12 protein-coding genes and 1 pseudogene are annotated in these 13,926 nt (G+C 75.4%); 5 read left to right on the top strand and 8 right to left on the bottom strand.

The window, feature by feature from the left end; translation table 11 throughout:
• A pseudogene (locus ABD335_RS30805) lies at positions 1-209 on the bottom strand (hypothetical protein); the annotation flags it as partial.
• Positions 140-604: a type II toxin-antitoxin system PemK/MazF family toxin gene (locus ABD335_RS15220; RefSeq protein WP_344322971.1), complete on the bottom strand. Its 465-nt coding sequence runs from the start codon at positions 602-604 to the stop codon at positions 140-142. The pseudogene ABD335_RS30805 and the gene ABD335_RS15220, both read right to left, overlap by 70 nt.
• A gap of 147 nt (positions 605-751) precedes the next feature.
• Between ABD335_RS15220 and ABD335_RS15215 the strand changes: the two genes are divergently transcribed.
• Together ABD335_RS15215 and ABD335_RS15210 are read left to right on the top strand one after the other, a co-directional pair.
• A complete protein-coding gene (locus tag ABD335_RS15215) occupies positions 752-1,429 on the top strand; it encodes an AIM24 family protein (RefSeq protein ID WP_344322969.1) in 678 nt (225 codons plus the stop codon).
• Positions 1,430-1,534: 105 nt separating this feature from the next.
• Entirely contained in the window at positions 1,535-2,212 is a 678-nt protein-coding gene (locus tag ABD335_RS15210) for a class I SAM-dependent methyltransferase (RefSeq protein ID WP_344322967.1), read from the top strand.
• Positions 2,213-2,608: 396 nt separating this feature from the next.
• Here ABD335_RS15210 and ABD335_RS15205 read toward each other — a convergent pair whose 3' ends face one another.
• Positions 2,609-3,304, bottom strand: a complete 696-nt coding sequence (locus ABD335_RS15205; protein WP_425583637.1) for an HNH endonuclease family protein — start codon at positions 3,302-3,304, stop codon at positions 2,609-2,611.
• A 157-nt stretch (positions 3,305-3,461) separates the two neighbouring features.
• Here ABD335_RS15205 and ABD335_RS15200 point away from each other — a divergent pair, with 157 nt between their 5' ends.
• Positions 3,462-4,223 carry a hypothetical protein gene (locus ABD335_RS15200; RefSeq protein WP_344322966.1) on the top strand — a complete coding sequence of 254 codons (762 nt, stop codon included), beginning with the start codon at positions 3,462-3,464 and terminating at the stop codon, positions 4,221-4,223.
• Between the two features lie 56 nt (positions 4,224-4,279).
• On the opposite strand, the gene ABD335_RS15195 is transcribed toward ABD335_RS15200, so the two are convergent.
• From ABD335_RS15195 to rpsA, 4 genes are all read right to left on the bottom strand, one after another.
• Positions 4,280-4,651: a tetratricopeptide repeat protein gene (locus ABD335_RS15195; protein ID WP_344322963.1), complete on the bottom strand. Its 372-nt coding sequence runs from the start codon at positions 4,649-4,651 to the stop codon at positions 4,280-4,282.
• A gap of 205 nt (positions 4,652-4,856) precedes the next feature.
• The gene (gene coaE, locus ABD335_RS15190; protein WP_344322961.1) at positions 4,857-5,468 is read right to left on the bottom strand and encodes a dephospho-CoA kinase; all 612 of its coding nucleotides are present in this window, start codon (positions 5,466-5,468) and stop codon (positions 4,857-4,859) included.
• 171 nt (positions 5,469-5,639) lie between these two features.
• Complete coding sequence (locus ABD335_RS15185; protein ID WP_344322959.1) at positions 5,640-6,638, bottom strand: PAC2 family protein; 999 nt, start codon at positions 6,636-6,638, stop codon at positions 5,640-5,642.
• A 279-nt stretch (positions 6,639-6,917) separates the two neighbouring features.
• Positions 6,918-8,414: a 30S ribosomal protein S1 gene (gene rpsA / locus ABD335_RS15180; RefSeq protein ID WP_344322957.1), complete on the bottom strand. Its 1,497-nt coding sequence runs from the start codon at positions 8,412-8,414 to the stop codon at positions 6,918-6,920.
• Between the two features lie 424 nt (positions 8,415-8,838).
• Here rpsA and ABD335_RS15175 point away from each other — a divergent pair, with 424 nt between their 5' ends.
• On the top strand, positions 8,839-9,660 hold the full coding sequence (locus ABD335_RS15175; protein ID WP_344322955.1) for a class I SAM-dependent methyltransferase: 822 nt from the start codon (positions 8,839-8,841) through the stop codon (positions 9,658-9,660).
• 29 nt (positions 9,661-9,689) lie between these two features.
• Positions 9,690-12,287 carry an ATP-dependent helicase HrpB gene (gene hrpB / locus ABD335_RS15170; RefSeq protein WP_344322952.1) on the top strand — a complete coding sequence of 866 codons (2,598 nt, stop codon included), beginning with the start codon at positions 9,690-9,692 and terminating at the stop codon, positions 12,285-12,287.
• Positions 12,288-12,368: 81 nt separating this feature from the next.
• Here the strand turns inward: hrpB and ABD335_RS15165 are convergent, their stop codons facing one another.
• Complete coding sequence (locus tag ABD335_RS15165) at positions 12,369-13,742, bottom strand: lytic transglycosylase domain-containing protein (RefSeq protein WP_344322950.1); 1,374 nt, start codon at positions 13,740-13,742, stop codon at positions 12,369-12,371.
• Positions 13,743-13,926 lie beyond the last annotated feature (184 nt).

Raw genomic sequence — 13,926 nt, 5'->3', positions numbered from 1 at the left:
CCGCCCGCCCCGTACTCCAGGTCGTCCGGGTGGGCGACGATCGCGAGCGCGCGCCGCCAGTCCTCGGGCATGGGGCTGAGCCGGTCCTCCACAGGTGCCTCCTGAGTCGTGGGTCGACGGTCCGTCGGGCGTGGACGGGTCAGTGCCAGCCGTACAGTTGCCGGAGGCGGTGCACGACCGCGTTGAACCGCGCCCGGTCCAACGCGCACGCCTCGCGCCGCATCCCCGACGGGTGGACCCGCAGCACACGGTCCAGGTCCACCCACGAGTCGCGTCCGGACCGGTCCCACGGCCCGGAGCCCATCGGCAGCCAGTCGCGGCGCCCGTCCCGGGGTCTGCTGGAGAGCTGTACGGCCAGCAGGGTGCCGGTCGTCTCGCGGGCCACGACGAGGACGGGCCGGTCCTTGCCGCGCCCGTCCCCCTCCTCGTAGGGCACCCAGGTCCACACGATCTCGCCGGGGTCGGGGTCGCCGTCCGGGTCGGGCGCGTAGGTCGTCCGCACGGGCCCCACCTCGTCCGCCCGCACCTCGACGGTCGCCGTCGGGCCCCACCTCCCCGGGCTCTCCCGGAGTCCGTCGACCGTCCGCACCTCGTCCATCGCCATGGGCCCACGCTAGCGGTACCGCCCGCGTCCCACGCGGTGCGCCCGGCCGTCGGCGGCGGACGGGGCGGCCCGGAGACGTCCCCCGCCGCCGCGCGGTCCCGCGTGTGGTGCCTTGGCGGGCCGGTGGGGTTCCGGGAGCATACGCCCATGCGCAGTGATCTCTTCGCTTCCGAGAACACGGTCCGGCCGGCCGACGCGCCGGGGATGTCCCTGCAGAACCCGAAGTCGATCAGGTACGTGGTGGACGGCGAGTGCTACGCCCGGCAGGGGTCGATGATCGCCTTCCGCGGCGATCTGCGGTTCGAGAAGAAGGGGCAGGGGGTGGGGAACTTCCTCAAACGGACCGTCACCGGCGAGGGGCTGCCCCTGATGACCGTCCGCGGCCGGGGCGAGGCGTGGTTCGCCCACGAGGCCGCCAACTGTTTCGTCGTGGACTTCGAGCCCGGCGACAGCCTCACCCTCAACGGGCGCAACGTGCTGTGCTTCGACGCGAGCCTCGGCTACGAGATAAGGGTCGTCAAGGGGGCGGGCATGGCCGGTGGCGGCCTGTTCAACAGCGTCTTCACCGGGCAGGGCAGGCTGGGCGTGGTCTGCGAGGGCGCCCCTGTCGTCATCCCCGTCTCCCCGCAGCAGCCCGTCTTCGTCGACACCGACGCGGTCGTCGGCTGGAGCACCCACCTCGCCACGTCCCTGCACCGTTCGCAGAGCTTCGGCTCGATGCTCCGCGGCGGTTCCGGGGAGGCCGCCCAACTCCGGCTGGACGGCGAGGGGTTCGTGATCGTCCGCCCGAGCGAGACCCGGCCGGGGGGCCAGGCGTCGGGCTGATCCGGGGCGCCGGACGTCCGTCGGTTCCGCCGTGAGCGGAATCCGGAGCGTCCCGACTTCCCCGGCACGTAGAGAGGTCGGACGGAACGACCCGGGGAGAGGCCGATGACGCCGACGGCGGCGTACGACGAGATCGCGGACCGGTACGAGGAGGACGTCCCCGCCGCGCGGCGGCTCTTGCCCGAGCCCGGCGACGGCGACGGCGACGGCCCGGCCCCGGACGCCCTGGGCCGTCTGCTGCACGACCTCCTCGGCGAGGGCAGCGGCGTCTGCCTGGAGTTCGGCCTCGGCGCCGGCTTCCACACCGACGCCGTCCGCGCGCTGGGCTGGACCCCGGTCGGCGTCGACGTCTCCGCCGGGACACCGCGCCGCGCCCGCGACCGCCTGCCGGTCGTGCGGGCCGACGCCGGGCGCCTGCCGCTGCGCTCCGGCTCCGTCCCGGCCGTGCTCGCGGTGGCGACCCGCGCGCCCGACCGTCCGGCGCTGCTGCGCGAGGCGGCCCGGGTGCTGCGGCCCGGCGGGGTGCTCGTCCACGTCGGCGCGCACCCCTGCTCGTGCCGGAGCGCCGCCGACCGCGCCGTGCCCGGCGCGGTGGTGCCCCGCCCCGGCCGGCGGACGGACCGGGACGCGCGGGCCGAGGCCGGCGGGGCCGGCACCGCGCACCGCCCCCTGCCCGACCTGCTCCACACGTTCCTCGACGCGGGATTGACCCTCGAACGGTTCGCGGAGAGCGGCTCCCCCGCCCCGACCGTCCTCGCCGTCGGCGCGCGGAGGTACCCGTGACCTCCGCGGGCGTCGAGGCGCGGGCGCGCGGCCGAGGTGTCGCGGCGTCAGGCGGATGTGCGGGTGCTCACAGGGCGTGCCCCGAACGGGGCGGGGCCGATACGGTGTGAGGGTGTTCCCATCCCCCCGCTTCGCGTCCCAAGCGCCGCCCCGCCTCTGCCGCCTCAACGAGTCGTCACGTCCACGGCCGGACCGGGCCCGGTGCCGTCCGGCACGCGGGAGGGAGCACGCCGGACGACCGGTGGTCGGAGCCGGTCACCGGTCGGGTTCCGGCCGGGCCGTCGTCTGCCGGCGGCTGTGCGGCTACCCGGTGCCTCCCGCGGTCTCCTGAGGCCCGGGACCTCCTCCGGGAGGAGGGGCGGTGCCCCGCTTCCGTGCCGTCGGGGCGGGCGCCCGTCACCCGACCGGCAGGGGCTCGTCGGGGCAGGTGGTCAACACGCGGACCATGGCCGCGCGTTCGGCGCGGGTGACCCACAGCCCGTACTTCTCCTTCACCGCGACCTGACGGGCCACGTAGGGGCACCGGAAGGACTTGTCGGCGGGCAGCCAGGTGGCCGCGTCGCCGTCGCCCTTCCCGCGGTTCGCGGCGGCGGAGACGGCGAGGAGGTTGAGCGGGTCGTTGGCGAAGGCGACGCGGCGTCTCTCGGGCCAGTCGGCGGCGCCCTTCTGCCAGGCGTCGGAGAGGGCGACGACGTGGTCGATGTCGACCCGGCTGCTCCCGCGCCGGAAGGTCACGGTGCGGCCGGTGTACGGGTCCTCCTCCAGGGTTCCGGAGAGCACCTCGCAGCCGTCGGAGCGCAGCGAGACGTCCGTCAGGTCGCGCCGGAGGATGTCGTCGCGGGTGCCGCAGCCGTTGTCGTCGGTGTCGATCCAGGCCGATCCGAAGTCGTCGCGGTCGTATCCGGTCCTCGGGGCGCGGCCCTTGACGGTGAGGGAGGAGACCGCCTCCAGGGCCGTGCCCTCCCGGCCCGGTTCCGCGGAGGCGTCGGCGGTCCCGCCTCCCTCCCCGGTGCAGCCGGTCAGGGCGAGCAGGAGCGCCAGGGCGGCGGCCGGCGCGGCGCGGCGGGACGGGCGGCGGGCTTCGGATGTCACGGGCGGTCCAGGGGGTCGGAGGGACGGGCGGGCCGTCGGCGCCCGCCCATGCCCATGATTCCGCCCCTGCCCGACGGAAAACCCGTTGCCGCCCGGCGGAGCGAGCGGGACGGTGGACGACCGTCACGGTGATCGTTCTTCACGGGGGTGGTCCGTCATGGCCAGTCGCTTCGGTGCCATCGGGTTCGAGGTGCGCGACCGGCGGGAGTACGGCGCGTTGCTCCGCCGACTGTACGGGCTCGGCCGGGCCGAGCCCGTCGGCGGCGGGGCCGTGCGGGTGGTGTGGACGGGCGCGGGCGGCACGCGCGTCGAACTGGAGATCGACGCCAAGGGGGCGCTGACGTACGTCCTGCCGTGCCTGGTGCCCCGGGGGACGCCGGTGCCGGTGCGCGGGATCGCGGCGGCGCCGGACGGGACCGCGCACGTGGAGCTGTTGGACGGCGAGGGCGGGGAGATGCTGTGTCCGCTGCCGGTGGAGCTGATCGACCGCGCGGAGCTGCGCGCGCTGGGCCGGAGGGAGGCCGGCGCGCCCACCGAGGGGCACCTGCGGCTGAGCGCCCTGGCCGAGCGGATCGAGCTGCACGCGGACGCGGCGGCGTACGACGCGGCGCAGGGCGACCGGAGGCCGCGGTTCGCGCCGAACTTCCTCGTCCCCTCCGGGCTGTTCCGCCCGGACGACGCCGGACCGGAGTGGCGGCCGACGGCGCACGCGCTGTTCGCGGGCGAGGTGGTGGCCGCCGAGCGCGCCGAGAACGAGGTCGGCGGCGGGGTCTTCCACCGGCTGCGGGTGCGGACGCTCGGTGGGATCGAGGTGGACGTCGCCGCCGCCGACGCCCAGCTCCCCCACGATCCGGCGCCCGGTCAGTGGGTGGAGGGGGCGTTCTTCACGACCGGCTCGCTGGGGCTGACCATGCCCTGATCACGCCCCGGCCGTGCCCCGGCCGTGTCGGGGGCGGCGGACCGCCGGGGGCGGCCTCAGGCGGCGTGGTCGCCGAAGCGGGCCGCCTCCCAGAAGTCCGGGCGGGGGTCCAGCGCCGCGGCGAGGCGGAAGTGGCGCAGCGCCTCGTCGTCCCGGCCCGCGCGCTCCAGGGTGCGGCCGAGGGCGTAGTGCGCGAAGGAGTTGTCCGGCTCGCGCTCCAGGACGACCTGGAACTCCTCCTCGGCGGCGCGCAGCTGGGCGCTGAGGAAGAAGGCCCGGGCCCGCAGCAGTCGGACGGAGGTCTTCTCCGGGAAGGCGGCGACCACCGACTCCAGGAGCTTCAGCGCGCCCCTGGGGTCGCGGGCCGCGAGCAGCTGCTCGGCGGCGCGGAACTGGATCACATGGGTCTCGGGCGTGGCCTCGGGCACGTCGGCGCCTCCTTGTCCGCGTCCCTCCGCGTTCGTGTCCGCCGCGGGCCGCGGTCCTCGGGTACGGGTTGTGGTTCCGGGGCGCCACGCGACTTCCCCGGAAAGGTGTCCGGAAAGGTGTCGCGGACGTCGTGGTGCCCCACGGGAACGCCCCGACGCGCGGGCATATTCCCCGTGCGGGGAGTCTTCCCGCCCCGCCGCCGGGTCAAGCGCGGCCGGTCTCGCGAGCCCGTTCGCCCAGCCGCCGCCAGACCTCCGCGACCTGGGGCTCCAGCTTCTCCAGCGGGCCGTCGTTGTCGATGACGATGTCCGCGACGGCCAGCCGCTGCTCGCGCGTGGCCTGGGCGGCCATCCGGGCGCGGGCGTCCGCCTCGTCCATGCCGCGCAGGCGCACCAGGCGGTCGAGCTGGGTCTCGGGGGAGGCGTCGACGACGATCACCAGGTCGTACAGGGGGGCGAGGCCGTTCTCGGTCAGCAGCGGCACGTCGTGGACGACGACCGCGTCCTCGCCGGCCGCCTCCTGGAGTTCGGCGGAACGGGCGCCGACCAGCGGGTGGACGATCGCGTTGAGGGCCTTCCGCCTCTCCGGGTCGTTGAAGACGATGGAGCCGAGGCGGGGACGGTCGAGCGTGCCGTCCGGGGCGAGGACCTCCTCGCCGAACTCGGCGACCACGGCGGCGAGCCCGGGGGTGCCGGGCTCCACGACCTCGCGGGCGATCCGGTCGGCGTCGATGATCACGGCACCGTACGCGGCGAGGAGACGGGACACCTCGCTCTTGCCCGCGCCGATTCCGCCCGTCAGCCCCACGGAGAGCATGGTCGCGCCTCCACCCGTCCGGTGCCCGCTCGCGCCCCGCTCCGTACGCGGGGCGGTCCGCCGCGGCGGACCCCGCCCGCCACGGCCTCCCTCACCTTATCCGAGCCCCGCAGGCCGCCCGGCGGCGGTCGCCCTGGCCTGCGGGGCCACGGCCCCGGCCCGGAACGCTCCTCAGGGGCGGGCGCCGCCCTCGGGTCCGTCCGCGGTGCTCCCGCCGTCCAGATCGGCGCCGTCGCCGTTCTCGCGCTCGGCGAGGAAGCGCTCGAAGACCTCGCCCAGCTCGTCGGCGGACGGCAGTTCCACGGGCTCGGCGACCAGGCTGCCGCGGGTCTCGGCCCCGGCCATGGCGTCGTACTGCTGCTCCAGGCCGCGGACGACCGCCACCAGCTCGCCGTCCCCCTCGGCCAGTTGCCGTTCGATCTCGTCCTGGACGCGGTGGGCGTCCGAGCGCAGCGTGTGGGCGACCTCCGGCAGGACCAGGCCGGTGGCCGCGGTGATGGACTCGACGACCACCAGGGCGGCGTCGGGGTAGGTGGAGCGGGCCACGTAGTGCGGCACGTGCGCGGCGAAGCCCAGCACGTCGTGGCCGGACTCGGCCAGCCGCAGCTCCAGCAGCGCGGCGGCGCTGCCGGGCACCTGGGCCTCCTCGAAGGGGCCCTGGCGCACGGGGGTGAGGTCCGGGCGGTTGCCGTGGGGGGTGAGACCGACGGGGCGGGTGTGCGGGACGCCCATGGGGATGCCGTGGAAGGTGACCGCCAGCCGCACGCCGAGCCGTTCGACCATCTGGCCCACGGCGGCGACGAACCTCTCCCACTCCACGTCCGGCTCGGGTCCGGCGAGCAGCAGGAAGGGGGTTCCGGTGGCGTCCCGCAGCAGCCGCAGCTCCAGCCGGGGCCGGTCGTAGGACACCCACCGGTCGCGCCGGAAGGTCATCACGGGGCGGCGGGCGCGGTAGTCGACGAGACGGTCCACGTCGAAGCGGGCGACGGTCAGGTGCGGCTGGCGGTCCAGCAGCCGCGTGACGATCTGCCCGCCGGTCTCCCCGGCGTCGATGAAGCCCTCGAAGTGGTAGAGCAGGACGAGTCCGGCGCTGCCGGGTTCGCCGGCGGCCGCCTCGGCCTCCTTCAGGCCGGTCGGTTCCCACTCGTACAGACCCTGCGGATCCAGCACTGCTGCCGCTCCTTTGTATCGCTCCTTGTCTGTCGGCAACGTCCGCCGCCGAGCGCGCATTCCCCGCGGTCGGGCGGCCGGAGGGCCTCCCGGCGCGGGGGGTGCCGGGGCCGGTGATCACCGGCCCGATCACGCATCGTGCCACGTCCGGCGGACCGGTCCGTCCGGCGGGGCTCCGGTGGAAACGCCGCAGGGCCCGCTCCCGGGAAACGGGAGCGGGCCCTGTTCAGGCGTTGTCGCGTGCCGATCCGGTGCCGGACCGGCAGCCGACCCGTCGGGTCAGCTCTGGCCGCCCGCGAGCTTCTCGCGGAGGGCCGCCAGGGCCTCGTCCGAGGCCAGCGCACCGGAGTTGTCGCCCGACTCCGAGGAGTACGAGCCACCGCCGGCACCCTGCTGGCCGCCGGCACCGCCGGCGCCCTCGGCCTCCGCCTGCGCGTCGGCCTCGCGGGACTTGAGGACCTGCGCCTGGTGCTGCTCGAAGCGCTGCTGCGCCTCGGCGTACTGGCGCTCCCACTCCTCGCGCTGCTTCTCGTAGCCGGGCAGCCAGTCGTTGGCCTCCGGGTCGAAGCCCTCGGGGTAGATGTAGTTGCCCTGCTCGTCGTAGGACGCGGCCATGCCGTACAGGGTCGGGTCGAACTCGGCCGCCAGCGGGTCGGGGCCGAAGGCCTCGTTGGCCTGCTTCAGCGAGAGGCTGATGCGGCGGCGCTCCAGGTCGATGTCGATGACCTTGACGAAGATCTCGTCGTTGACCTGGACGACCTGCTCCGGGATCTCCACGTGGCGCTCGGCCAGCTCGGAGATGTGGACCAGACCCTCGATGCCCTCGTCCACGCGGACGAACGCACCGAACGGCACGAGCTTGGTGACCTTGCCGGGGACGACCTGGCCGATCTGGTGGGTCCGGGCGAACTGCTGCCACGGGTCCTCCTGCGTCGCCTTCAGCGACAGGGAGACCCGCTCGCGGTCCATGTCGACGTCCAGGACCTCGACGGTGACCTCCTGGCCGACCTCGACGACCTCGGACGGGTGGTCGATGTGCTTCCAGGACAGCTCGGAGACGTGGACCAGACCGTCGACGCCGCCGAGGTCCACGAAGGCGCCGAAGTTGACGATCGAGGAGACGACACCCGAGCGCACCTGGCCCTTCTGCAGGGTGGTGAGGAAGGTCTGGCGGACCTCGCTCTGGGTCTGCTCCAGCCAGGCGCGGCGGGAGAGAACCACGTTGTTGCGGTTCTTGTCCAGCTCGATGATCTTGGCCTCGAGCTCCTTGCCGACGTACGGCTGGAGGTCGCGGACACGACGCATCTCGACCAGGGAGGCCGGGAGGAAGCCGCGCAGGCCGATGTCGAGGATCAGGCCGCCCTTGACGACCTCGATGACGGTACCGGTGACGATGCCGTCCTCTTCCTTGATCTTCTCGATGGTGCCCCAGGCACGCTCGTACTGGGCACGCTTCTTCGAGAGGATCAGGCGGCCCTCCTTGTCCTCCTTCTGGAGGACCAGGGCCTCGATCTCGTCACCGACGGCGACGACCTCGTTCGGGTCGACATCGTGCTTGATCGACAGCTCACGGGAAGGGATGACACCCTCGGTCTTGTAGCCGATGTCGAGCAGGACCTCGTCCCGGTCGACCTTCACGATGACGCCGTCGACGATGTCGCCGTCGTTGAAGTACTTGATCGTCTCGTCGATCGCGGCGAGGAAGGCTTCCTCGGAACCGATGTCGTTAACCGCAACCTGCGGGGTGGTCACGGTGGTCTCGGTGCTGCTCGTCATGTGGAAAAGGGCTCCGGTACGGACATTGAAGTCGTAGGTACTGCTACGCCGAGAGCCCTTATCGCACTGCCGAAGCCGGACAGCCTGAGAGGTGCTTCTGTGAAGATCTCCGAGGAAATCACAAGCACCTCGACAACCGAGGGGACATACAACAGATGCGAGCGCGACCTGCTCCGTCCGAGGCGCGCAGGCCCGCAGCGCAACTTGTAGCATACGGGGGCGGCCGGGCAGGGTCAATGTACGAACGAGGACACGAGGAACTTAAGCCTCATAACCGGCGGATGTCACCGCTTTCGGAGGCTCTTCCGGGGCCTTCCTCGTACTTTCCCACCACGTCCGCGGCGCCCCGGGAGGCCACGGGTCTCCGGCGCGCCCGCCGGCCGCGGGCCACGACTTCCGACCGCAGGCTACGACGACGGGCAGCATGAACCAAGAGAACGAACCAGAGGTCACGCGCCGCGAGGCCGGTCGCACGGAGAGCGTCCGGGCCAGCCGCCTGTGGTGGGACCGGAACGCGGACGACTACCAGCGCGAGCACGGGGACTTCCTCGGCGACGACCGCTTCGTGTGGGGCCCCGAGGGGCTGGACGAGGAACGGGCCCGTCTGTTGGGCCCGGCGGAGGAACTGGCCGGGCGGTCCGTGCTGGAGGTCGGCTCCGGGGCGGCCCAGTGCTCGCGCTGGCTGGCGGCCCGCGGCGCCCGGCCGGTGGCGCTGGACGTCTCGCACCGGCAGCTCCAGCACGCGCTGCGCATCGCGCAGGCGTCCCCCGACGCTCCGGCGTTCCCCCTCGTCCAGGCCGACGCCGGCGCCCTGCCCTTCGCCGACGGCTCCTTCGACCTGGCGTGCTCCGCCTACGGCGCGCTGCCCTTCGTCGCCGACCCGCTGGGGGTGCTGCGCGAGGTGCACCGCGTCCTGCGGCCGGGCGGGCGCTGGGTCTTCTCCGTCACGCACCCGATCCGCTGGGCCTTCCCCGACGAGCCGGGCGTCGAGGGGCTGACGGTCCACTCCTCCTACTTCGACCGCACGCCCTACGTGGAGCAGGACGAGCACGGGCGGGCCGTCTACGTCGAGCACCACCGCACGCTCGGCGACCGGGTGCGCGACGTCGTCGCCGCCGGGTTCCGCCTGGTGGACCTGGTCGAACCGGAGTGGCCCGAGGGGAACCGGCAGGTGTGGGGCGGCTGGTCGCCGCTGCGCGGACGGCTGATCCCGGGCACGGCGATCTTCGTCTGCGAGCGCGACTGAGGCCCGGGGAGCGCTGCGAGGATAGGGGCATGCCCCTGCGGACCGACGCCCTCCACCGGCTGCCCGTACGTTCCGTCCTGCCCGCCCTGGAGGACGCCCTGACCACGCGCGGGGCGGCGGTGCTGTGCGCGCCGCCCGGCACGGGCAAGACCACGCTGGTGCCCTTGGCCCTGGCAGGCCTGACGTCCTCCGAGGACCCCGGCCGCCCCCGTCCCGTCCGGCGCGTGGTGGTGGCCGAGCCGCGCCGCATCGCGGTGCGGGCCGCGGCGCGGCGGATGGCCTGGCTGCTGGGCGAGGGCGTGGGCGGCCGGATCGGGTTCACCGTGCGCGGCGAGCGCGCGGTGGGTCCGGAGTGCGCGGTGGAGGTGGTGACCACCGGGGTGCTGCTCCAGCGCCTCCAGCGCGACCCGGAGCTGCCCGGGGTCGACGTGGTGGTGCTGGACGAGTGCCACGAGAGGCACCTGGACGCGGACACCGCCGCCGCCTTCCTGCTGGACGTGCGGGCGACGCTCCGTCCCGACCTGCGCCTGGTCGCCGCCTCGGCCACCACCGACGCCGAGGGCTGGGCGCGACTGCTGGACGCGCCCGTGGTGGAGACGCCCGGGGCGACCCACCCGGTGCGGGTGGTGTGGGCGCCTCCCCCCGGACACCGTCCGGTGCGCCCCGCGCACGGGACGTGGGTGGACCCCGCCCTGCTGGAGCACGTCGCGGCCGTGGTGCGGCGGGCGCTGCGGGAGGAGAGCGGCGACGTGCTGTGCTTCCTGCCCGGCGTCGGGGAGATCGCGAGGGTGGCCGCCCTCCTGGACGGCGGTGTGGACGCCGAGGTGCTCCAGGTGCACGGACGGGCCCCGGCCGCCGTCCAGGACGCGGTGCTGGCCGGTTCCGCCGGGCGCCGCCGGGTGGTGCTGGCCACGGCGGTCGCCGAGTCCAGCCTGACCGTCCCCGGGGTGCGGGTGGTGGTGGACTCGGGCCTGGCCCGCGAGCCGCGCACCGACCACGCCCGCGGCCTGAGCGCCCTGACGACGGTACGGGCCTCGCGGGCGTCGGCCGAGCAGCGCGCGGGCCGGGCCGGGCGCGAGGCGCCGGGCACGGTGTACCGCTGCTGGTCGGAGGCCGAGCACGGGCGACTGCCGCGGTTCCCCTCCCCCGAGATCGCGGTCGCGGACCTCACGGCGTTCGCCCTGCGCGCCGCCTGCTGGGGCGATCCGGACGCGCGCGGCCTGGCGCTGCCCGACCCGCCCCCGGACGGGGCGATGGCCGCGGCCCGCGAGACGCTGCGCGCGATCGGCGCCGTGGACGGGTCCGGGCGGGCGACCGGGCGCGGGGAGGCGATGGCCCGCCTGGGCCTCCACCCCCGGCTGGCCCGCGCCCTGCTGGACGGGGCGCCCCTGGTGGGGGCCCGGCGGGCGGCGGAGGTCGTGGCGCTGTTGGCCGAGGAGCCGCCCCGGGAGTACGGCGACGAGGTGGCGGCCGCCTGGCGTGCCGCGCGCCGCGGCGCGGACGCGTACGCCGCCCGATGGCGCGCGGAGGCGCGGCGCCTGGTGGACCTCCTGCCGGAGGACGGACGGGGACGGGCGGCGGAGCCGACCGGCTCGCCGGGCTCGTCGGGCCTGCCGGACGACGCCGCCGCGGGCCTGGTGGTGGCGCTGGCCTTCCCCGAGCGGGTGGCGCGCTCCCGCGGCGAGCGGACGTGTCCGATGGCCTCCGGGACGCGCGCCGAACTCGCCCCCGGCTCCGGGCTGCGGGACGTGCCCTGGCTGGCCGTCGCCGTCGCGGACCGCCCGGTGGGGTCGGCCTCCGCGCGGGTGCGGCTGGCCGCGGTGATCGACGAGGACACCGCGCGCCGGGCCGCCGGGGCGCTGTACGTCCGCGAGGAGGAGGTGCGCTGGTCCGACGGGCGGCACGGCGGCGCCGGCGACGTGGTCGCCCGGCGCGTGGAGCGGCTGGGCGCGATCGAGCTGTCCTCCTCACCTCTCCCGGAGCCCGATCCGGCGCTGGTGCGGGCCGCGCTGCTGGACGGGCTGCGGCGCGAGGGGCCGGGTCTGCTGCGCTGGACGCGGGAGGCGCGCTCGCTGCGGGAACGGCTGGCCTTCCTCCACCGGGAGTTGGGCGAGCCGTGGCCGGACGTGTCGGACGGAGCGCTGGCGGCGCGGGCGGAGGAGTGGCTGGGCCCGGCCCTGGAGGGCGCGCGGCGGCGGGCCGACCTGGAGCGGCTGGACGCCGGGCGGCTGCTGACCGCCCTGCTGCCGTGGGCCACGGGGGACGCCGCCCGGCTGGAGGAGCTGGCTCCGGAGCGGATCGAGGTGCCCTCCGGGTCGCGGATACGGGTGGACTACGGCGGGGAGCGGCCGGTGCTCGCGGTCAAGCTCCAGGAGCTGTTCGGCTGGCGGGAGGCGCCGCGTCTGGCCGGCGGACGCGTCCCGCTGCTGGTGCACCTGCTGTCGCCCGCGGGGCGGCCCGCCGCCGTGACGACGGACCTGGCGTCGTTCTGGCGGGACGGCTACCGCTCGGTGCGGGCGGAGCTGCGCGGCCGCTACCCCAAGCACCCCTGGCCCGAGGACCCGACGACCGCGGAGCCCACGCGGCGCACGACCGGGGCGCGCGGCGGGCGGGCCTCCGGCCGCTGACGGCCGACGGCCCCGGCCGCCCCGCCGTGGTCGGCGGGGCGGCCGGGGCCGGTGCGGGTGCGCGGGCCGGGGCCGGTCGGTCTACTCGCCCGACCGTCCCAGCAGGCCGGCGACGCTGCCGCTGGCGGACGGGACGGGGGCCGGCTCCTTCTCGTCGTCCCCCTCCTTGTCGCCGTCCTTGTCGCCGTCCTCCGGATCGCCGCAGGGGTCCTCGGGGGTCTCGGTCTCGCCGGGCTTTTCCGGCTCCTCGGTGCCGTCCGTCCCGGTGGGCGTGGGCGTGGGGGTCGGGGTCGGGGTGGGCGAGGCGGTGGGCTCGCCGGTCTCGGTGGGCTCCGGCTCCGGGTCGGTCGGGCAGGTCGGCGAGGGGGTGGGGTCGCCGGGCTCGGTGGGCTTCGACGTCCCGGTGGGCGAGGGGGTGCCGGGCTCGGTCGGCTTCGACGTCTCGGTGGGCTTGGGCCTGACGCTGCCGCTCGCGGAGACGGTGGGCCGCGGCGAGGGCTTCCCGTCCTCCCCGTCGTCCTTGCCGTCCTTGCCGCCCTTGGAGCCGTCGCCGTCCTGCGGGCGGGAGGTGGAGCCGGTGGTCGGCTCGGTGGCCGGCCGCGCGGGCCTGGACTCGTTGCCCGCGCCGGGGCTCTCCGGCAGCACGCCCTCGCCGTCGGGGACCTCGTGGACGCCCTTGCGGTAGAACTCCAGCCAGGACAGCACGGTCCGCAGGTAGTCCCGCGAGTGGTTGTAGCTGAGGATCGCCCGTTCCAGGTCGGCCGGCTTCGACAGGTCCCGGCCGCCCGCGCACAGGTAGCGGCCGGCGGCGAGCGCGGCGTCGTAGATGTTGTTGGGGTCCTTGCGGCCGTCGCCGTTGCCGTCCGCGCCCCAGCCGGCCCAGGTGGACGGGATGAACTGCATCGGTCCGACGGCCCGGTCGTACCGGGTGTCGCCGTCGTAGGCGCCGTCGTCGGTGTCCGATATGTGCGCGAAGCCGACCCCGTTGAGGGCGGGGCCCAGGATCGGCTCGAGGGTGGTGCCCTGGGCGTCCACCGCGCCGCCGCGGGCCTGTCCGGACTCCACCTTGCCGATCGCGGCGAGGAGTTGCCAGGGGAGGTTGCAGCCGGGCCGCTCGTCGTTCAGCGTCCGCTCCGCCTTCTTGTAGGCGGCCAGGACGGTGGCGGGTATGCCCGCCTCGGTGGGGCCGTCGACGCCCGGCAGGTCGCGGGAGGAGCCGGGCTTGTCCGGCTTCACCAGCGGCGGGAGTTCGGTGTGGTAGGGGGAGTTGCCGTCGGCGGGGAGGTCGGGCGCCTCCGGGGAGGTGGTGGCGTCCTTGCCGCCGGGCTGGACGAACTCCAGGCCCGGCCCCTGCGACGCGGTGAGGGCGGCCATCGCCGCCGCCGCGATCGCGGTGCTGGTCACGCCCCTGCGGACCCTGCCTCCGAGCCCCTTGCCCCCGAGTCGAGCCGTCATCTGCCAGACCCCTCCACACTGCCGTTCCGTCTGCCGCGCGGCACGTGCCCTCCGCGCCCTGCCCGGTGTGCCCGGTGTTCCGGCCGCTCCGCTCCCCCGCGAGCGGCAACGGACGTGACACTACGGCAAGTTCGGCACCCGATCCACCGCGTCGCGGCCCGGCTTCACGATGGACACGGCCGCT

The organism is Streptomyces macrosporus (genome assembly GCF_039533145.1).
Classification (GTDB): Bacteria; Actinomycetota; Actinomycetes; order Streptomycetales; family Streptomycetaceae; genus Streptomyces; species Streptomyces macrosporus.
This window is presented reverse-complemented; position numbering and strand designations above follow the sequence as displayed.

What these genes read in the sequence shown, in the direction of transcription:
- ABD335_RS15215 (WP_344322969.1), top strand. Translation starts at nt 752, where the DNA reads ATGCGCAGTGATCTCTTCGCTTCCGAGAACACGGTCCGGCCGGCCGAC.
- hrpB (WP_344322952.1), top strand. Translation starts at nt 9,690, where the DNA reads ATGCCCCTGCGGACCGACGCCCTCCACCGGCTGCCCGTACGTTCCGTC.
- ABD335_RS15200 (WP_344322966.1), top strand. Translation starts at nt 3,462, where the DNA reads ATGGCCAGTCGCTTCGGTGCCATCGGGTTCGAGGTGCGCGACCGGCGG.
- ABD335_RS15175 (WP_344322955.1), top strand. Translation starts at nt 8,839, where the DNA reads ATGAACCAAGAGAACGAACCAGAGGTCACGCGCCGCGAGGCCGGTCGC.
- ABD335_RS15220 (WP_344322971.1), bottom strand. Translation starts at nt 604, where the DNA reads ATGGCGATGGACGAGGTGCGGACGGTCGACGGACTCCGGGAGAGCCCG.
- coaE (WP_344322961.1), bottom strand. Translation starts at nt 5,468, where the DNA reads ATGCTCTCCGTGGGGCTGACGGGCGGAATCGGCGCGGGCAAGAGCGAG.
- rpsA (WP_344322957.1), bottom strand. Translation starts at nt 8,414, where the DNA reads ATGACGAGCAGCACCGAGACCACCGTGACCACCCCGCAGGTTGCGGTT.
- ABD335_RS15210 (WP_344322967.1), top strand. Translation starts at nt 1,535, where the DNA reads ATGACGCCGACGGCGGCGTACGACGAGATCGCGGACCGGTACGAGGAG.
- ABD335_RS15165 (WP_344322950.1), bottom strand. Translation starts at nt 13,742, where the DNA reads ATGACGGCTCGACTCGGGGGCAAGGGGCTCGGAGGCAGGGTCCGCAGG.